We start from the raw sequence: 17,426 nt of genomic DNA, 5'->3' as shown, positions 1-17,426 counted from the left end.
CTTGTGAAAGGAGCGGACGATGACCGCCAGCGAAGAGAAGTTCACCCGCCAGACCCTGCTGGACGTGCAGACGCTCACGCCGAGCCTGTTCACCCTGCGCACCACCCGCGACACCGGCTATCGCTTCCGCGCCGGGCAGTTCGCCCGCCTGGGCGTGTACAAGCCGAGCGGCAGCATCGTCTGGCGTGCCTACTCGATGGTTTCGGCGCCCCATGACGAGTTCCTAGAATTCTTCTCCATCGTGGTGCCCGACGGCGAATTCACCAGCGAACTCAGCCGCCTGCAGGTCGGCGACCAGTTGCTGGTGGACCGCCAGGCTTTCGGCTTCCTCACCCTCGACCGCTTCCCCGACGGCCGCGATCTCTGGTTGCTGGCCACCGGCACCGGCCTTGCACCCTTCCTGTCGATCCTGCAGGACTTCGAGGCCTGGGAGCGCTTCGAGACCATCAAGCTGGTCTACAGCGCCCGCGAAGAGAAGGAACTGGCCTACCGCGAGCTGATCGCCAGTTTCAGCGCGATGGAGCACCTGGCGGAGCACATCCACAAGCTGCAGTTCATTCCGGTGGTTACCCGCGAAAGCGTCCCCGGCTGCCTGAATGCGCGGATCACCACGCTGATCGAGAACGGTGAGCTGGAGCGCGCCGCCGGTCTGGAGCTCAGCCCGGAGCATTCGCGCGTGATGCTCTGCGGCAACCCGCAGATGATCGAGGACACCCGTGCCGTGCTGAAGGCACGCGGCATGAGCCTGGCGCTGACCCGCAAGCCCGGGCAGATCGCGGTGGAGAATTACTGGTAGGGCTTTGTCTTCTGGGGACAGGGTTTGCTCACCCCGCCGATGCGACGGGGTGAGCCGGGGTTCAGGACGAGCGGTTGCGCTGCTCCTTGAGCAGGTCGCGGATTTCGCTCAGCAGTTCCTGGTCCTTGGTCGGCGCAGCGGGCGCGGCCTCTTCCTCGCGCTTGAAGCGGTTGATGGCCTTCACGCCCATGAAGATGGCGAAGGCGACGATCAGGAAGTCCAGGCAGGTCTGGATGAATTTGCCGTAGGCCATCACGACGGCTGGCGTATTGCCCTCGGCGGCCTTGAGGGTGATGGCCAGGTCGGAGAAGTCCACGCCACCGATCAGCAGGCCGATGGGCGGCATGATCACGTCGCCGACGAAGGACGAGACGATCTTGCCGAAGGCGGCGCCGATGATGATACCGACGGCCATGTCGACCACGTTGCCCTTGACGGCGAAGGCCTTGAACTCGCTAAGCAGACTCATGCAGGAACTCCTTGTAACAGAGGGGGACAGGTGGGCAGTTTAGCGGCCCGTCGCCACCTGATCATCCCGAATCGTTCAATGACCGGCGGTGTTGGGCGCTTTTACCGGGTGGTCTAGGCTTAACGGGCAACCCATCCATTAAAGGAGGTCCGCCATGCCGCTCGAGCATCATCCGCTGTCCCGCGAATTTCCCGACCAGAAGGCACTGATGACCCGCTTGCACGGGAAGGACGCCACCTTCACCCGCCTCGCCGCCAGTTACGAGGAGCTGGACAAGAAAATCTACGATATCGAGGATGGCCGCCAGGCGATGGACGACCTCTCGCTCAATTCACTCAAACTGCAGCGCGTGACGCTGAAGGACGAGATTGCCGACCTGCTCAAGCGATCCGGCTGAGCTTGATCGATATCAAGGGTGTGGGTCGGAGCGAGGCGTAGGCTCCTGTCATCCTTTTCCAACTGGTGCCACCGCCATGCGTAAATCCCTCTCGTCCTCTGGCAAGTCCGTCACCAAGTCCCAACGTAACGCCGAAGTCCTCCGTGCCCAGGAGCGCCTGGTTCGCCTGAAGCTGCAATACGAGCTGCTGGACCAGCGCATCGGTCGGGTGGAGGAGGGCGTCGAGCGTCCCGACGGGACCCTGGCGTCGCTGCGCATGCGCCGCGAAAGCCTCAAGTACGATATGGAGTGTCAATATCGCCGCCTGGCAGGCTGATGCACCTGGCCCGATTGGCTATGATGCGGGCTTTGTCTTCGACGGAGTCCGCTCATGGCCAAGGCCAAGCGCATGTACGGCTGCACCGAGTGCGGCGCCACCTACCCCAAATGGGCCGGCCAATGCCCTGATTGCGGCGCCTGGAACACCCTGGTCGAGACCGTCGTCGACACCACGCCCACCGGCGGTTCCGGCAGCAGCTCCGGCCGTGGCGGCTGGGCCGGCCAGCAGGCCAACATCAAGACCCTCGCCGAAGTCAGCGTCGAAGAGATGCCGCGTTTCACCACCGCCTCGGCGGAGCTGGACCGCGTGCTCGGCGGCGGCCTGGTCGACGGCTCGGTGGTACTGATCGGCGGCGACCCCGGCATCGGCAAGTCCACCATTCTCCTGCAGACCCTCTGCAACGTCGCCGCGCGTCTGCCGGCGCTCTATGTCACCGGTGAGGAATCCCAGCAGCAGGTTGCCATGCGCGCCCGCCGCCTGGGCCTGCCGGAAGACAAGCTCAAGGTCATGACCGAGACCTGCATCGAAAGCATCATCGCCACCGCGCGCCACGAGCAGCCGAAGGTGATGGTGATCGACTCGATCCAGACCATCTTCACCGAACAGTTGCAATCGGCCCCCGGCGGCGTCGCCCAGGTGCGCGAGAGCGCGGCCCTGCTGGTGCGTTTCGCCAAGCAGAGCGGCACGGCGATCTTCCTGGTCGGCCACGTCACCAAGGAAGGCGCGCTGGCCGGCCCGCGCGTGCTGGAGCACATGGTCGACACCGTGCTGTATTTCGAGGGCGAATCCGACGGCCGCCTGCGCCTGTTGCGGGCGGTGAAGAACCGCTTCGGCGCGATCAACGAGCTGGGTGTGTTCGCCATGACCGACCGTGGTCTGAAGGAAGTTTCCAACCCCTCGGCGATCTTCCTCACCCGCGCTCAGGAGTCGGTGCCCGGCAGCGTGGTCATGGCCACCTGGGAAGGCTCGCGGCCGATGCTGGTGGAGGTACAGGCGCTGGTGGACACCAGTCACCTGGCCAACCCGCGCCGCGTGACCCTCGGCCTGGACCAGAACCGCCTGGCCATGCTGCTGGCGGTGTTGCACCGCCACGGCGGTATCCCGACCTACGACCAGGACGTGTTCCTCAACGTGGTGGGCGGGGTGAAGGTGCTGGAAACCGCATCCGACCTGGCGCTGATGGCGGCGGTGATGTCCAGTCTGCGCAACCGGCCGCTGGATCACCAGTTGCTGGTGTTCGGCGAGGTCGGCCTGTCCGGCGAGGTGCGCCCGGTGCCCAGCGGCCAGGAGCGTCTGAAGGAAGCGGCCAAGCACGGCTTCAAGCGCGCCATCGTGCCCAAGGGCAACGCGCCGAAAGAGGCGCCGGCGGGCCTGCAGGTGATCGCCGTGACGCGCCTGGAGCAGGCGCTGGATGCGTTGTTCGAATAGCGGCTTTCTTTAGGAGCGAGCTTGCTCGCGAACTCTCACCGGCGGCTCCGGTGTCAGACGGTTCGCGAGCAAGCTCGCTCCTACAAGGTTGGATCAGTGTTCGCTGAGTAGCGTCAGTTCCCGTTCCAGCAGCGATTCGTCGCCCAGGTTGAGCTCCACCAGGCGGCGCAGGTGGCTGATGGATTCCAGGTCGATGTGCTTGCAGTTGAAGCCCAGCAGACCCTCGCGCTCCCAGGCCAGCTCGGCTTCCATATAGACGTTGACGTCGAAGCCCAGGTAGATGCGCACCTGTACCGGCTCCTCGGGCACCACTGCCCAGTGTTCGGGCCGCTGCACTAGCACCCCCTGCAATGACAGGTCCAGCAGGGTGACCTTCCAGCGCTGGTCGCCCTGGCTGATTTCCGTGCCGGCATCGAAGGCAATGCGCTGGAAGCGCCGGCGCTCGGCGTGATCGTCACTCATTGTCGTGGCTCTCCGGCCGTTCTGCTTCGCCTCACTATAGACAAAGCACCGGTCATGCGTTGCACGCCATCTGCCGACCTTTCGTCCGTCAGACACTTCCCGTGCGGGTTTGACAGTCCGCGGTCGCTCGCCAAAGCTCTTTGGGCGTCAATCCAATACCAATTGTGGAGTGCAGAACATGGATAAGAAGTTCGTATGCAAGGGGATCATTCTCGGGGTGCTGAGCGCCGCCAGCCTGGCAGCGCTGGCCGATGAAGCCGGACAAAGCGGTCATGGCTGCGGCTGGGGCAACATGGTCTTCGAAGGTCAGCGCGGCCTGTTCCCGCACCTGCTGGCCACCACAACCAACGGCACCTCGGGCAATGCCACCTTCGGCCTGACCTCCGGCACCAACGGTTGCGATGCCAATCAGCGCATCGGCTACGGCGGCCGCTCGATCTTCGCCATGAACGGCATGCTCGACAATATTGCCGAGAACATGGCCCAGGGCCATGGTGAGGCGCTGGACGCCTATGCGGTCCTGCTCGGCATTCCCACCGAGGATCGCGCGCACTTTGCCAAGGTCACCCAGCAGCACTTCGGTGAAATCTTCACCTCCCAGAACGCCACCGGCGAACAGGTGCTGAGCAACACCCTGGCGGTGATGAGCCGCGACCAGGTGCTGTCGCGCTACGCCAAGCAGCCGGCCTGATCTGCGTTCGACCCGAAAGCCCGCCACCCGGCGGGCTTTTCATTTGTCTGGCGCGCCGCCGGGCGGTATTTGACTTCAGGCAATAAGCGCGTAACCGCTCTAGACTAAGGTCGTATGAATGGGTCGCTGGAAAAGACTAGAATTTTTCTGCGAATTCTCGCCTTCAAACTGTCGGAAGCCTCGCTATGAACAATAACAACAACCTGCTACGTCACCTCGCATGGCTGGTGGTGGCGATAGTCGGTGCATTTGCCTTGGGAGTCGTGGCGTTGCGCCGCGGCGAAGCCATCAACGCACTATGGATCGTCGTCGCAGCGGTCGCCATTTATCTGGTCGCCTACCGCTATTACAGCCTGTTCATCGCCACCAAGGTGATGCAGCTGGATCCCAACCGGGCGACCCCAGCGGTCCTCAACAACGACGGCCTGGACTACGTCCCGACCAACAAGCACATCCTCTTCGGTCACCACTTCGCCGCCATCGCCGGCGCCGGCCCGCTGGTCGGCCCGGTACTCGCCGCGCAGATGGGCTACCTGCCCGGCACGCTCTGGCTGATCGCCGGCGTGGTGCTGGCCGGCGCGGTGCAGGACTTCATGGTGCTGTTCATCTCCAGCCGCCGTAACGGCCGCTCGCTGGGTGAACTGGTGCGCGAGGAAATGGGGCAGGTGGCGGGGACCATCGCTCTGTTCGGCGCGTTCCTGATCATGATCATCATCCTCGCGGTGCTCGCCCTGATCGTGGTGAAGGCCCTGGCCGAAAGCCCGTGGGGCATGTTCACCGTGCTGGCGACCATTCCGATCGCGATCCTCATGGGCGTGTACATGCGCTACATCCGCCCGGGCCGCATCGGCGAGATTTCCGTGGTCGGCGTGGCCCTGCTGCTGGGCTCCATCTGGCTCGGCGGCCAGGTTGCCGCCAGCCCCGAGTGGGCGCCGGTCTTCACCTTCCACGGCGTGCAGATCGTCTGGATGCTGATCGCCTACGGCGCCATCGCCTCGGTACTGCCGGTGTGGCTGCTGCTGGCGCCGCGTGACTACCTGTCGACCTTCCTGAAGATCGGCACCATCGTCGCGCTGGCCATCGGCATCCTGATCGTCTCGCCGGAGCTGAAGATGCCGGCCCTGACCCAGTTCACCGACGGCACCGGCCCGGTATGGAAGGGCGGCCTGTTCCCGTTCCTGTTCATCACCATCGCCTGTGGCGCCGTGTCCGGCTTCCACGCGCTGATCTCCTCGGGCACCACGCCCAAGCTGCTCAACCGCGAGCCCGATGCCCGCTACATCGGCTACGGCGGCATGCTGATGGAGTCCTTCGTGGCCATCATGGCGATGGTCGCCGCCTCGGTGATCGAGCCGGGTATCTACTTCGCCATGAACAGCCCGCCGGCCGTGGTCGGCGCCGACGTCAACGCCGTGGCGGCCACCGTCAGCAGCTGGGGCTTCGCCATCACACCGGACGTTCTGGCCCAGACCGCCAAGGACATCGGCGAGACCACCATCCTGGCCCGTGCCGGTGGCGCGCCGACCCTCGCCGTGGGTATCGCGCACATCCTTCACCAGGTGCTGCCGGGTGAGAACACCATGGCCTTCTGGTATCACTTCGCGATCCTGTTCGAGGCGCTGTTCATCCTCACCGCGGTAGACGCCGGTACCCGTGCCGGTCGCTTCATGCTGCAGGACCTGCTGGGCAACTTCGTCCCGGCGCTGAAGAAGACCGACTCCTGGGGGGCCAACATCGTCGGCACCGGCGGCTGCGTAGCGCTGTGGGGCTGGCTGCTGTACCAGGGCGTGGTCGATCCGCTGGGCGGCATCAACACCCTGTGGCCGCTGTTCGGCATCTCCAACCAGATGCTCGCCGGTATCGCGCTGATGCTCGCCACCGTCGTGCTGATCAAGATGAAGCGCCAGCAGTATGTCTGGGTGACCGCCTTCCCGGCCGCCTGGCTGCTGATCTGCACCAGCACCGCCGGCCTGATCAAGATCTTCGACAGCAACCCGGCCGTCGGCTTCGTCGCCCTGGGCAAGAAGTACGCTGCGGGCCTGGACGCCGGGCAGATCATCGCCCCGGCCAAGGACATCGGCCAGATGCAGGCGGTGATGATGAACGCCTACATCAACGCCGGTCTCACCGTGCTGTTCCTGCTGGTGGTGTTCAGCGTGCTGGTGTACTCCATCAAGGTCGGCGCCAGCGCCTGGACCAAGAAGGAGCGCACCGACAAGGAAGCGCCGTTCCAGCCGATTCCGGACGCGTGAGGGAGGTAGATCATGTTCAACGACCTCAGCCGCATGGGTAAGTATCTCGGGCAGGCCGCGCGCATGTTGGTCGGCATGCCCGATTACGACACCTACGTTCAGCACATGCAGAACAAGCACCCGGACAAGACTCCGATGACCTACGAGGAGTTCTTCCGCGAGCGCCAGGAGGCGCGCTACGGTGGCGGCAAGGGGAGGCCGATCCGCTGCTGCTAACGACGCGGATAGGTGTATAACGGACGGGCCGCGAGCGATCGCGGCCCGTTTTCATTTCTGCCCGTTTTCATTTCTGATTGCCTGGATGTTCCCATGACCGATTCCGCAAGCACGCCGCAGATTCCGGTGACCGTCCTCACCGGCTTCCTCGGGGCGGGCAAGACCACCCTGCTCAAGCACATCCTCAAGGCCGAGCATGGCCTGAAGATCGCCGTGATCGAGAACGAATTCAGCGACACGCCCATCGACGCTCAGTTGCTCGGCGACGATGCGGTGCAGGTGACGACGCTGTCCAACGGCTGTGTCTGCTGCACCATCAATAGCGACCTCGAGCGTGCGCTCTACGTCCTGCTGGAGCGCCGCGACAACGGTGAGCTGGACTTCGACCGCGTGGTGATCGAGTGCACGGGTCTTGCCGACCCGGCGCCGGTGGCACAGACCTTCTTCGTCGACGAAACGCTGCGCGAGCGTTACCTGCTCGACGGCATCATCACGCTGGTGGACGCTGCCAACGCCGATCGCCACCTGCAGGAAGCCATCGCCCAGGCCCAGGTCGGTTTCGGCGACCGCATCCTGGTGAGCAAGCGCGACCTGGTTTCGCCCGAGCAATACGAGGCCCTGGTGGAGCGCCTGCAGCGCATCAATCGTCGCGCCGAAATCCATCCGGTGGAGCATGGCGCCATCGAGCTGGAGCGCCTGCTCGACGTGCGCGGCTTCAACCTCAACGGCGACGTGGGCCTGCGCCCGCTGCTGCGCCCCGTGCGCCCGGCGGCGGACACCACCGACCGCATCACCACCCTGGTACTGCGCAGCGAGCGCGCGCTGGACATCGAGCGCCTGAGCGTCTTCATGGATGACCTGCTGCAATGGCACGGCAATTCGCTGTTGCGCTACAAGGGCGTGCTGAACATTGCCGATGAGGCGCGCCGCCTGGTGTTCCAGGGTGTGCTGCGGCTCTACGGCTTCGATTGGGACACCGAATGGAAGAGCGACGAGAAGCGCGAGAGCGTGATCGTCTTCATCGGTGACAACCTGCCGGAAGAGCAGATCCGCCAGGGGTTCGAAGCGATCACGGGCGGACCTGCCGCCTGAATGAAAACGCCCGGCCAGTGCCGGGCGTTTTCTTCGCTGCTTTTCGTAGGAGCGAGCTTGCTCGCGAATGGAGCTTGCCGGTTGACGCCGGGGTCAGGCGCCACGCGGGGCAGCTCCCTCTCCCTTCCGGGAGAGGGGACCGTTTGGTGCAATCGGACAATACAGGCTTCAGCCGGCCCGTCTGGTTCGCGAGCAAGCTCGCTCCTACAAAAAGCTTCCGTTCGGTTCAGCCACCAATCAGATGCTTGAGCGGGTGGTAATCCGCCTTCAGGTTCCCCGCCGCCTTGAGGATGGCCTGCTCGATGGCGTTCAGGTGCATGCAGGTCAATTCGATGGCCGCCGCCTGGTTGCCCGCCTCGATGTATTCGATCAGCCGCAGGTGCTCGTTGCCCCGGCAGGTTTCGTGGTGCTCGTCGTCCAGGGTGGTGGCGTAGAGCGAGGCGCGTTCGATCAGCTTGCGGAAGAAGTCCAGCAGCACCGGGTTGTTCAGCGCCGCCGCGAGCTTCAAGTGGAACTCGCCGAGCAGGTGGACGAATTGCGCGTGGTCATGGTCGTGGGCCGCGTCCTCCAGCGCCACGTGGTCGCGCAGGTCCTGGATGATAGCGCTGTCCGCGCGGCGGCAGAGTTCGCTGACAATGCCGATCTCGATCAGTCGCCGGGTTTCGAACAGCGAGCGGATCTCCTCGTCGCTGGGCAGTGACACCCATGCACCCTTGTTGAGCGCGCTGGACACCAGCCCATCCGCTTCCAGATGTTTCAGCGCCGCGCGCACCGAAGTGCGGCTGACCTTGAACAATTCCGCCAGCGCCGCTTCGCCCAGCTTCATGCCCGGGCGCAGGCTGCGCTTGCTGATTGCCTCGTAAACCCCTTGGTAGACGCGTTCCACCGTGGACTCGGGGTGCTTCTCCGTCATGAGCGACTCCACCTCTTGCTTGACCCTGGAAAGGATGCCGCAAAACCGTCCGTGCAAAACCAGTTGCAGAAGAAAAATACATCAGCTATTTCTAAGTTGCATTCAAATATTGCATACAAAAACAAGAGGAATGCACCAAAATGAATCACTCGTCGTCAGTCGAGGTCCGTCGGGTCAGCAAACGCTACACCGATGATCCGAACGTCGCCCCCGCCCTCAACGAGGTCTCGGTCGATATCGCCCATAACGAGTTCTTTACCTTGCTGGGGCCGTCCGGCTGCGGCAAGACCACGCTGCTGCGCAGCATCGCCGGTTTCGAGAACGTCACCTCCGGCGACATCCTCGTCGGTGGCGAGCGGGTCAACGACCTGCCGCCCTACCGCCGCCGCATCAACACCGTGTTCCAGAGCTACGCGCTGTTCCCGCACATGTCGGTGAGCGAGAACATCGCTTTCGGCCTGGAAATGCAGGGCCTGGCACGCGGTGAGATCCCCGGCCGGGTGAAGGAAATGCTGGCGCTGGTGCAGATGGAGCACCTGGCGCGGCGCAAGCCGGCGGAGCTCTCCGGCGGCCAGCAGCAGCGCGTGGCCCTGGCTCGTGCGCTGGCGCCCAAGCCCTCGGTGCTGCTGCTGGACGAACCGCTGTCCGCGCTGGACCTGAAGCTGCGCAAGGAGATGCAGGTCGAGCTCAAGCGCGTGCAGGAAGAGGCGGGTATCACCTTCATCTTCGTCACCCACGACCAGGAAGAGGCGCTGACCCTGTCCGACCGCATCGCCGTGATGTCCCACGGCAACATCATGCAGATCGGCACACCCAACGAGATCTACGAGCGCCCGCGGCACCGCTTCGTCGCGCAGTTCATCGGCGACATCAACTTCCTTCCCGGGCAGATGCGCCAGGGCACCTTCCACCCCAACGCCATGCCGGCGGAGATCCAATGCCAGGTGCCTGAGGGCCTGGACCAGAACAGCGTGCAACTGGCCTTCCGCCCGGAACGTTCCAAGCTGGTCGACCCCTCGCAGCCGCACCACCTGCGTGCGGTGATCGAGACGGTGATGTATGTCGGCACCGCCACGCTGTACCGCTGCCGTCTGCCCGATGCTTCGCAGATCACCCTGCGCGAGAGCAATGAAGGCGGGCGCGCCCGTGACGTCGGCGAGGCTGTGGCAGTACATCTGCCGCCCCAGGCCTGCCTGCTGATGGAGGCCTGAGCATGACGGAGTCGCCCACCACCCGCCGCCTGTTGCTGCTCAGCCCGGTGGCGCTGACGCTGCTGGGGCTGATCGCCATTCCGCTGGCGATCATGGGCTATATCAGCCTGCTGCCGCGCAACCTCTACGGCGGCGTTGACTGGCACGCCGACTGGCAGATTCAGAGCTACGTGCAACTGTTCTTCCAGGAAGACTTCGACGGCAACCTGGAGCTCAACTGGGTCTACGCCCAGGCGCTGCTGCGTTCGCTGTTCCAGGCCGGCGGCACCACGCTGCTGTGCTTCCTGTTCGGCTTCCCGGTGGCGCTGTGGATGACCAGCCTCAGCGAGCGCTCGCGCAACCTCATGGTACTGCTGATCACCATCCCGTTCTGGACCAACCTGCTGATCCGCAACTACGCCTGGCTGATCATCCTGCGCGAGCACGGCTGGATCGCCCAGACGCTCAATGCACTGTTCCCCCAGGCCGGCGGCATCACCCTGCTGTACAACGATTTCGCGGTCTGCGTGGGGCTGGTCTACAGCTTCCTGCCGTTCATGATCCTGCCGATCTACTCGACCCTGGAGAAGCTCGACTGGCGTCTGGTCGAGGCTGCCTATGACCTCGGCGCGAACCGCTGGAAGGCCCTGCGTCGGGTGATCCTGCCGCTGTCCATGCCCGGCGTGATCGCCGGCTCCCTGCTGGTGTTCGTACCGAGCCTGGGCGCCTTCATCACCCCCGCCATCCTCGGTGGCGGCAAGACGCTGATGATCGGCAACCTGATCCAGCAACAGTTCGGCACTGCGCGCAACTGGCCGCTGGGCGGCTCGCTGTCGTTCCTGCTGCTGGCGATCATGCTGCTCGCGCTGATCGCGTTCGCCCTGTATAGCCGCCGCGCCGCCAAGGCCGTTCACCTGGGAGGAGCCAGCGCATGATCGCCCAGCACCTGAAGAAACTCCCCGGCACCCGCGAGACCAGCCTGCTGGTGCTGGCCTACCTGTACCTGCCGATCTTCGTGTTGATCGCCTACAGCTTCAACGCCAACCGTTCGGCCACGGTGTGGACCGAATTTTCCTTCGCCTGGTACGGCAAGATCGTCGCCAACCCCTCGATCCAGGCCGCCGCGTTCAACTCGCTGGTGGTGGCGGGCTTCGCCACCGTGCTGTCCACCGCGATCGCCCTGGCGGCGGCGCTGGCGACCTCGCGGCCGTTCTACGGACGTCGGGTGGTGGAGGGCGGCATCAACCTGCCGCTGATCCTGCCGGAGATCGTCATCGCAGTGGCTACCTTGCTGCTGTTCATGTCGCTGGGGATCAAGCTGGGCCTGATGACGGTGATCGTCGCCCATGTCGGCTTCTGCATTCCCTTCGCCTACCTGCCGATCCGCGCGCGCCTGAACGACCTGGACAAGAGCCTGCTGGAAGCCGCCGGCGACCTCTACGCCAGCCCCTACCAGGTGTTCCGCCGGGTGACCCTGCCGCTGCTGTGGCCGGCGGTGCTGTCCGGCGCGGTGCTGGCGTTCGTAGTCAGCCTCGACGACTTCATCATGACCTTCTTCGTCGCAGGACCCGGTTCGACGACGCTGCCGGTCTACATCTTCTCGGCCATCAAGGCCGGGGTAACACCCGAGATCAATGCGATCTCGACGCTCATGCTGGTGATTTCCATCGTCCTCGTGGTGCTGTCGTACTGGCTTGGCCAGCGCGGCAAACCGGACGCCTGATCAAGACTGCCGACCTTTCGCTCTTTCTGGAGAAAACGATGAAGTTGAATGCCCTGCGTCACGGCCTTGCCGGTTTGTCCCTCACTCTGCTGGCCGCCGGCGTCGCCCAGGCCGAGGAGCCCAAGCAGCTGTTCTTCTACAACTGGACCGACTACTACCCGGTGGAACTGTTGGCCAAGTTCGAGAAGGAGACCGGTATCAAGGTCACCATGGACGGCTACGACAGCAACGAAACCCTGCTGGCCAAGCTGCAGGCCGGCGGCGCCGCGTACGACGTGATCGTGCCGTCGCACTCGATCATGCAGACGCTGATCAACCAGAACCTGCTGCTGGAAATCGACACGCCCAAGCTCGTCAACTTCCAGTACGTGAAGCCGGCCTTCCGCGACCCGGCCTTCGACCCGGGCCGCAAGTATTCGGCGCCCTACCTGTGGGGCTCCACCGGCTTCTCCTACGACAGCGCGCGAGTGCCGGGCGGCAAGCTGGATGACTCGTGGAAGGAGTTCTTCGAGCCGCGTCCGGAGCTGCAAGGCCAGGTCGCCGCGCTGGATACCCCGAGCAGCCTGATCAACGCCGCCGCGCACTACCTGAACGTCGACGAGTGCACCGAGAGCCCGCAGGACGCCAAGAAAATCCTCGAGCTGCTGCAGAAGCAGAAGCCCTTCCTGAAGATGTACAGCTCGGACAACACCGTGGACCGCATGGCCTCCGGCGAAGTGGTGCTGATGCAGAACTGGAACGGCTCCACTGCTCGCGCCACCCTGCAGAAGAGCACCATCAAGTACGTCTACCCGCGTGAGGGTGTGGCGTCCTTCCAGGACAACTTCGCCGTGCCGAAAAGCGCCCCGCACCCAGAGAACGCCAAAGTCTTCATCAACTGGATGATGAAACCGGAGAACGCCGCCGCGGTGACCAACGCCATCGCCTATTCCAACGGCATCGAGACCGACAAGCTGCTCGACGCCAAGTGGAAGGTGATGGACGCCATCAACATGCCGCCGGAGTACGCCGAGCGCCTGCGCCTGGAAAAGGAATGCAGCAACAAGTCCCGCGAGCTGCAGGATCGCATCTGGTCCAAGCTCAAGGGCTGATGTGTTGGCCGAGCCCGATTCAGGCTCGGAACTGCTCTTCGTAGGAGCGAGCTTGCTCGCGAACCGCTCAACGCCGGTGCTGAGCCGGACTCCGGTCGCGAGCAAGCTCGCTCTTACAGGTTTCCAGCAGGGCGAGCGCTTCATCCGCCGGCGAGTTCCTCGGCGGATAACCGCAAGCGGTTATTCGCCCTACGTTTTCACAAGATCGAGGTCCCCATGACCGACAGCTACTGGCTGCGCAACATCCGCCCGCTGGGCAACCCTGCGGAAGACTTTCTCATCCGTGACGGCCGCATCGCCGAGCGCCGTCCCGCCAGCAACGCCGTGCTGCAATCCGGCGATATCGACGGCGCCGGCCAGCTCCTGTTGCCGCCGCTGGTGGAAAGCCACTGCCACCTGGACAAGACGCTCTGGGGTCAACCCTGGCGCCCCAACAGCGCCGGCCCGACGCTCAAGGACTACATCGCCAACGAGCGCCGCGTGCTGCGCGAAATCCAAGCCCCCATCGCCGCCCGCGCCGGCGCGCTGCTGGAGCAGTGCATCGCACGCGGTTCGCTGACCTTCCGCTGCCACGTGGACATCGACCCCGAGCTGGGCCTGCGCCACGTCGAAGCCATGATGGCGCTACGCGAGAGCTACGCCGACCTGATCGACATGGAATTCGTGGTCTTCCCGCAGACCGGCCTGGTCAGTCGCCCCGGCACCGCCGAGCTCATGCGCGAAGCCCTGCAGATGGGCGTGGAAAACGTCGGTGGCCTTGACCCTTGCGGCATCGACGACGACCCCATCGCGCAGCTCGATATCGTCTTCGGCCTCGCCGTGGAATTCGGCCGTGGCGTGGACATCCACCTGCACGACAAGGGCGAGTTGGGTCTCTGGCAGATCGCCCGCATCGCCGATTACACCGAGCGCCACGGACTGCAGGGCAAGGTCATGATCAGCCACGCCTATTGCCTGGGCATGGCGCCCTGGGAGCGGGTCGAGCCGCTGGCCAGGCGACTCGCCGCGCTGAAGATTTCCCTGATGAGTTCCGCGCCGGCCGATACTCCGGTGCCGCCGTTCCTCGCGCTGCGCGAGGCGGGCGTGAACCTGTGCCTGGGCAGCGACGGCATCCGCGATGCCTGGTCGCCCATGGGCAATGGCGACATGCTCGAACGCGCCATGCTGCTCGCCTTCCGCTTCGACCTGTGCAAGGACGACGACCTCGCCGCCGCCTTTGGCGCTGCCACCGCCAACGGTGCCCGCGCGCTGGGTCGCGAGCCGGCGCGTATCGAGGTCGGTGCGGCGGCGGACTTCCTCCTGCTGCCGGTAGAAACCCTGGGTGAAGCCGTGGTCGCACGCCCGGCGCAGCGCCAGGTGTTCAAGGCCGGCAAGCTGATTGCCGAGAATGGCAAGCTGCTGGAGTCGCGTCTGTGAGTGCTCCGCGTATCGGCTTGAAAGCCAGCTTCGTCGTCGGCTTCGATGGTCGCCAACATGTGCTCTGGCGCCACGGTGAAGTGGTGTTCGAGGGTGGAAAGATCGTCTTCGTCGGGCGCGGTTTCCCCGGCGAAGTCAGTCAGTGGATCGACTACGGCCACGCGCTGATAGGCCCTGGCTTCATCGACCTCGACGCCCTCGGTGACCTCGACTCCACCGTGCTCACCCTGGACAACGGCGCCGAGTGGAACATGGGCCGCGTCTGGTCCGAAGACTACCTGTGCGCCGGGCCGACCGAGTGCTACAGCCCGGACGAGGAGCTGTTCAAGTACCGCTACGCCTTCACCCAGCTGATCCGCAACGGCATCACCACCGCCATGCCGATCACCTCCATGTACTACCGGCGCTGGGCCGAGCATTACGACGGATTCGCCGGGGTCGCCGCGCTCTCCGCCGAACTCGGCCTGCGCACCTACCTCGGCCCCTGCTACATGAGCGGCATGACCTATGCCCGCGCCGATGGCAGCCCCGCGCAGCATTGGGACGAGGCTGCCGGCCTCGCCGGTTTGCGCGAAGCCGAACGCTTCTTCCGCGACTTCGACGGTGCGCACAACGGACTGGTACGCGGCGCGCTGTTGCCCGACCGCATCGAGACCTGCACGCCCGCGTTACTGGAACGCACCGCCGCCGTACAGCGCGAACTCAATGCGCCGCTGCGCCTGCATTGCTGCCAGTCGCGCTACGAAGTGGAACTGGTGCGCCGTCTGCGCGATACCTCGTCGCTGCAATGGCTGGACAGCTACGGCCTGCTCAACCCGCGCAGCGTGCTGCCCCACGGCATCCTGCACAGTGGCGAGCACGAACTGCAGCGCCTCGCCGACACGGGCGCGAGCCTGGTGCATTGCCCGGTGGTGTTCGCCCGTGAAGGCGACGCGCTGGACTCGTTCGGCCGTTACCGCGCACGGGGCATCAACCTCGCCATGGGTACCGACACTTTCCCGGCGGACATGTTCGACAACCTGCGCCAGGGCCTGAACATCGCGCGAGTGAAGGAGGGCGATGCCGAGCACACGCGCATGCTTGACCTGTACAACGCGGCGACTCTCGGTGGCGCCCAGGCACTGGGCCGCGATGACCTCGGCCGCCTGGCTCCGGGCGCTCGCGCGGACATCACCGTGTTCCGCCTCGGCGACTTCCACCAGGGCCCGTTCTTCGACCCGCTGAAGAACCTGTTCACCGCCGGGCGCGGCGACGACTGCATCGCCAGCTTCATCGACGGCCGCAGTGTGATGCAGGACGGACGGGTGATCGGTGTCGATTACACCGACCTGCAACGCCGCGCCGATGCGCTGTTCCAGAAACAGATGCAGCACCACGCGGACCGCGCCTTCGGCAACCCGCCGTGGCGCACGCTGTTCCATTCCGCGATCCCCTTTGCCGACCCTTACAGCGCCGCCGCACCGCTGCTCGACGCGCCCGCACAGTCTGCCCACTGAAGGATCACCCCATGCTCAGCTTCGACTTCCAGCAGCTGTCCGCCCGCGAGAAATACAAGATCCTCATCGGCAGCGTGGTGCCCCGGCCCATCGCGCTGGTCACGACGATCGACCCGCAGGGTCGTGCCAACGCCGCGCCTTTCAGCTTCTTCAACGCGCTCTCTGCCGACCCGCCGATCCTCGCCCTGGGCGTGGAGAACTACAGCGACCTGAGCCCCAAGGACACCACGCTGAACATCCGCCACAACCAGGAGTTCACCGTGAACATCGTCTCCGATGCACTGGTGGAGGCGATGAACGTCTGCGCCGTGCCCTTCGAACCGGGCTTCGACGAGCTGGTGGCCGCCGGCCTCACCGCCATCCCCGGCACCCGCGTCGGCTGCCCGCGCATCGGCGAGGCGCCGGTGGCGCTGGAGTGCCGGCGGATGATGGCGCTGTCCATCGGCCAGTCGCGGGAAATCATCCTCGGTGAAGTGCTGATGGCCCACGTGCGCGACGACCTGATCGACCCGGCCACGCTGTACATCGACCAACTCGGCCTCGACGCCATCGGGCGCATGGGCGGCCATGGCTATGCGCGCACACGGGAGTATTTCGACCTGCCGACGCGTTCGCTGAAGCAGTGGACTGAAGCACCGGGTGCCGGAGAGCGGCTCTGGGCGCAGTCAGAAGAGCTGGCCTGAGCTGCTCGAACCTTTCCCGCTAGGGGCGAGCGATATCCGCGAGTGCGGATAAGGTTTGCTCCTGCGCATCAAGTGGTCTGCCGGCCATTCGGGGCTGAATTTCAGAAGCTTCTGCCTGGAATTGCCGAGCCTTCCAATTGGAGCGGCCACGCGACATCGTCAGCCTTCCCCATTTTCCCGGGGGAGCTGAGTGCCGTGACAAAGGAATCGAACTGCGACGTGCGCTGGCACGAACAGAAAGTGACCACGCAGATGCGTGCCGAGACGATGCGGCAGCGCGGCGCCTGCATCTGGTTTACCGGACTTTCCGGCGCGGGGAAGTCGACGCTGGCCAATGCGCTGGACCTGGCCTTGCATGCCGCCGGCAGAAAAACCTATCTGCTCGATGGTGACAATGTGCGCCACGGGCTCTGTCGAGACCTTGGCATGGGCGAGGCGGACCGGACGGAAAATATCCGCCGGGCGGGGGAAGTCGCCAGGCTCATGGTGGACGCAGGATTGATCGTGCTCTGCGCATTCATCTCGCCTTATCGGAGCGACCGCCAGTGCTTGCGCGAACTGTTCGAGCCGGGGCGGTTCGTCGAAGTCCACGTTGCCACGCCCTTGGCGCTTTGCGAACAACGCGACCCCAAAGGGCTCTATGGGAAGGCGCGTCAGGGACTGATCCGCGACTTCACCGGCATCGACTCGCCCTATGAGCCACCGCTCGCACCGGACCTGATGATCGATACTGGCGTCGAGCCATTGGACATTTCCATCCGACGCCTGCTTGAGCGGTGTGCATGAAGGCAC

The 17,426-nt window shown here is 64.8% G+C and carries 19 protein-coding genes; 16 read left to right on the top strand and 3 right to left on the bottom strand.

What is annotated here, in order from left to right:
- Positions 1 to 19: 19 nt before the first annotated feature.
- Positions 20 to 796 (top strand): ferredoxin--NADP reductase, encoded by a 777-nt coding sequence (locus SD196_RS23665; protein ID WP_343577074.1) that lies wholly within the window; start codon positions 20 to 22, stop codon positions 794 to 796.
- A gap of 61 nt (positions 797 to 857) precedes the next feature.
- Here the strand turns inward: SD196_RS23665 and mscL are convergent, their stop codons facing one another.
- Complete coding sequence (gene mscL, locus SD196_RS23660; protein ID WP_275608761.1) at positions 858 to 1,265, bottom strand: large-conductance mechanosensitive channel protein MscL; 408 nt, start codon at positions 1,263 to 1,265, stop codon at positions 858 to 860.
- A 154-nt stretch (positions 1,266 to 1,419) separates the two neighbouring features.
- Between mscL and SD196_RS23655 the strand changes: the two genes are divergently transcribed.
- From SD196_RS23655 to radA, 3 genes are all read left to right on the top strand, one after another.
- Entirely contained in the window at positions 1,420 to 1,662 is a 243-nt protein-coding gene (locus tag SD196_RS23655) for a YdcH family protein (RefSeq protein ID WP_275608760.1), read from the top strand.
- Positions 1,663 to 1,738: 76 nt separating this feature from the next.
- The gene (locus SD196_RS23650) at positions 1,739 to 1,978 is read left to right on the top strand and encodes a hypothetical protein (RefSeq protein WP_275608759.1); all 240 of its coding nucleotides are present in this window, start codon (positions 1,739 to 1,741) and stop codon (positions 1,976 to 1,978) included.
- Between the two features lie 54 nt (positions 1,979 to 2,032).
- A complete protein-coding gene (gene radA / locus SD196_RS23645; RefSeq protein ID WP_275608758.1) occupies positions 2,033 to 3,409 on the top strand; it encodes a DNA repair protein RadA in 1,377 nt (458 codons plus the stop codon).
- Positions 3,410 to 3,502: 93 nt separating this feature from the next.
- Here the strand turns inward: radA and SD196_RS23640 are convergent, their stop codons facing one another.
- The gene (locus SD196_RS23640) at positions 3,503 to 3,871 is read right to left on the bottom strand and encodes a PilZ domain-containing protein (RefSeq protein WP_275608757.1); all 369 of its coding nucleotides are present in this window, start codon (positions 3,869 to 3,871) and stop codon (positions 3,503 to 3,505) included.
- Positions 3,872 to 4,049: 178 nt separating this feature from the next.
- On the opposite strand from SD196_RS23640, the gene SD196_RS23635 reads away from it, so the two are divergent.
- The 4 genes from SD196_RS23635 (at position 4,050) to yjiA (ending at position 8,122) form a co-directional block, all read left to right on the top strand.
- Positions 4,050 to 4,562 (top strand): DUF3015 domain-containing protein, encoded by a 513-nt coding sequence (locus SD196_RS23635; protein ID WP_275608756.1) that lies wholly within the window; start codon positions 4,050 to 4,052, stop codon positions 4,560 to 4,562.
- Between the two features lie 185 nt (positions 4,563 to 4,747).
- A complete protein-coding gene (locus tag SD196_RS23630) occupies positions 4,748 to 6,814 on the top strand; it encodes a carbon starvation CstA family protein (RefSeq protein ID WP_275608755.1) in 2,067 nt (688 codons plus the stop codon).
- A 12-nt stretch (positions 6,815 to 6,826) separates the two neighbouring features.
- Positions 6,827 to 7,030 carry a YbdD/YjiX family protein gene (locus SD196_RS23625; RefSeq protein WP_015478970.1) on the top strand — a complete coding sequence of 68 codons (204 nt, stop codon included), beginning with the start codon at positions 6,827 to 6,829 and terminating at the stop codon, positions 7,028 to 7,030.
- A 93-nt stretch (positions 7,031 to 7,123) separates the two neighbouring features.
- A complete protein-coding gene (yjiA, locus tag SD196_RS23620) occupies positions 7,124 to 8,122 on the top strand; it encodes a GTPase (RefSeq protein ID WP_343577083.1) in 999 nt (332 codons plus the stop codon).
- A gap of 226 nt (positions 8,123 to 8,348) precedes the next feature.
- On the opposite strand, the gene SD196_RS23615 is transcribed toward yjiA, so the two are convergent.
- On the bottom strand, positions 8,349 to 9,035 hold the full coding sequence (locus SD196_RS23615; RefSeq protein WP_275608753.1) for a GntR family transcriptional regulator: 687 nt from the start codon (positions 9,033 to 9,035) through the stop codon (positions 8,349 to 8,351).
- Between the two features lie 140 nt (positions 9,036 to 9,175).
- Between SD196_RS23615 and SD196_RS23610 the strand changes: the two genes are divergently transcribed.
- The 8 genes from SD196_RS23610 (at position 9,176) to cysC (ending at position 17,420) form a co-directional block, all read left to right on the top strand.
- Entirely contained in the window at positions 9,176 to 10,246 is a 1,071-nt protein-coding gene (locus tag SD196_RS23610; RefSeq protein ID WP_331317483.1) for an ABC transporter ATP-binding protein, read from the top strand.
- Positions 10,247 to 10,248: 2 nt separating this feature from the next.
- Positions 10,249 to 11,160, top strand: a complete 912-nt coding sequence (locus SD196_RS23605) for an ABC transporter permease (RefSeq protein WP_370600093.1) — start codon at positions 10,249 to 10,251, stop codon at positions 11,158 to 11,160.
- Positions 11,157 to 11,948: an ABC transporter permease gene (locus SD196_RS23600; RefSeq protein WP_275608751.1), complete on the top strand. Its 792-nt coding sequence runs from the start codon at positions 11,157 to 11,159 to the stop codon at positions 11,946 to 11,948. Before SD196_RS23605 ends, SD196_RS23600 begins: the two co-directional genes overlap by 4 nt.
- A gap of 38 nt (positions 11,949 to 11,986) precedes the next feature.
- The gene (locus tag SD196_RS23595) at positions 11,987 to 13,039 is read left to right on the top strand and encodes an extracellular solute-binding protein (protein WP_275608750.1); all 1,053 of its coding nucleotides are present in this window, start codon (positions 11,987 to 11,989) and stop codon (positions 13,037 to 13,039) included.
- 216 nt (positions 13,040 to 13,255) lie between these two features.
- Positions 13,256 to 14,455: an amidohydrolase family protein gene (locus tag SD196_RS23590; RefSeq protein ID WP_275608749.1), complete on the top strand. Its 1,200-nt coding sequence runs from the start codon at positions 13,256 to 13,258 to the stop codon at positions 14,453 to 14,455.
- Positions 14,452 to 15,951 (top strand): amidohydrolase family protein, encoded by a 1,500-nt coding sequence (locus SD196_RS23585; protein WP_416310735.1) that lies wholly within the window; start codon positions 14,452 to 14,454, stop codon positions 15,949 to 15,951. Before SD196_RS23590 ends, SD196_RS23585 begins: the two co-directional genes overlap by 4 nt.
- An 11-nt stretch (positions 15,952 to 15,962) precedes the next feature.
- Positions 15,963 to 16,634 carry a flavin reductase family protein gene (locus SD196_RS23580; protein WP_275608747.1) on the top strand — a complete coding sequence of 224 codons (672 nt, stop codon included), beginning with the start codon at positions 15,963 to 15,965 and terminating at the stop codon, positions 16,632 to 16,634.
- Positions 16,635 to 16,886: 252 nt separating this feature from the next.
- On the top strand, positions 16,887 to 17,420 hold the full coding sequence (gene cysC / locus SD196_RS23575; RefSeq protein ID WP_416311770.1) for an adenylyl-sulfate kinase: 534 nt from the start codon (positions 16,887 to 16,889) through the stop codon (positions 17,418 to 17,420).
- The last annotated feature ends 6 nt before the right edge of the window (positions 17,421 to 17,426 follow it).

Origin of the sequence: Pseudomonas macauensis (genome assembly GCF_047902425.1) — a bacterium.
GTDB lineage: Bacteria > Pseudomonadota > Gammaproteobacteria > Pseudomonadales > Pseudomonadaceae > Pseudomonas.
The sequence above is the reverse complement of the archived record's forward strand: the minus strand, read 5'-3'. Positions and strand labels throughout refer to the sequence as shown.

Bases quoted from the DNA above. Each gene is read 5' to 3' on its own strand.
- mscL (WP_275608761.1), bottom strand. From the start codon at position 1,265: ATGAGTCTGCTTAGCGAGTTCAAGGCCTTCGCCGTCAAGGGCAACGTG.
- SD196_RS23650 (WP_275608759.1), top strand. From the start codon at position 1,739: ATGCGTAAATCCCTCTCGTCCTCTGGCAAGTCCGTCACCAAGTCCCAA.
- SD196_RS23665 (WP_343577074.1), top strand. From the start codon at position 20: ATGACCGCCAGCGAAGAGAAGTTCACCCGCCAGACCCTGCTGGACGTG.
- SD196_RS23625 (WP_015478970.1), top strand. From the start codon at position 6,827: ATGTTCAACGACCTCAGCCGCATGGGTAAGTATCTCGGGCAGGCCGCG.
- SD196_RS23600 (WP_275608751.1), top strand. From the start codon at position 11,157: ATGATCGCCCAGCACCTGAAGAAACTCCCCGGCACCCGCGAGACCAGC.
- SD196_RS23595 (WP_275608750.1), top strand. From the start codon at position 11,987: ATGAAGTTGAATGCCCTGCGTCACGGCCTTGCCGGTTTGTCCCTCACT.
- SD196_RS23590 (WP_275608749.1), top strand. From the start codon at position 13,256: ATGACCGACAGCTACTGGCTGCGCAACATCCGCCCGCTGGGCAACCCT.
- SD196_RS23615 (WP_275608753.1), bottom strand. From the start codon at position 9,035: ATGACGGAGAAGCACCCCGAGTCCACGGTGGAACGCGTCTACCAAGGG.
- SD196_RS23640 (WP_275608757.1), bottom strand. From the start codon at position 3,871: ATGAGTGACGATCACGCCGAGCGCCGGCGCTTCCAGCGCATTGCCTTC.
- SD196_RS23630 (WP_275608755.1), top strand. From the start codon at position 4,748: ATGAACAATAACAACAACCTGCTACGTCACCTCGCATGGCTGGTGGTG.
- SD196_RS23580 (WP_275608747.1), top strand. From the start codon at position 15,963: ATGCTCAGCTTCGACTTCCAGCAGCTGTCCGCCCGCGAGAAATACAAG.
- SD196_RS23610 (WP_331317483.1), top strand. From the start codon at position 9,176: ATGAATCACTCGTCGTCAGTCGAGGTCCGTCGGGTCAGCAAACGCTAC.
- SD196_RS23605 (WP_370600093.1), top strand. From the start codon at position 10,249: ATGACGGAGTCGCCCACCACCCGCCGCCTGTTGCTGCTCAGCCCGGTG.
- radA (WP_275608758.1), top strand. From the start codon at position 2,033: ATGGCCAAGGCCAAGCGCATGTACGGCTGCACCGAGTGCGGCGCCACC.
- SD196_RS23635 (WP_275608756.1), top strand. From the start codon at position 4,050: ATGGATAAGAAGTTCGTATGCAAGGGGATCATTCTCGGGGTGCTGAGC.
- SD196_RS23655 (WP_275608760.1), top strand. From the start codon at position 1,420: ATGCCGCTCGAGCATCATCCGCTGTCCCGCGAATTTCCCGACCAGAAG.
- cysC (WP_416311770.1), top strand. From the start codon at position 16,887: ATGCGTGCCGAGACGATGCGGCAGCGCGGCGCCTGCATCTGGTTTACC.
- yjiA (WP_343577083.1), top strand. From the start codon at position 7,124: ATGACCGATTCCGCAAGCACGCCGCAGATTCCGGTGACCGTCCTCACC.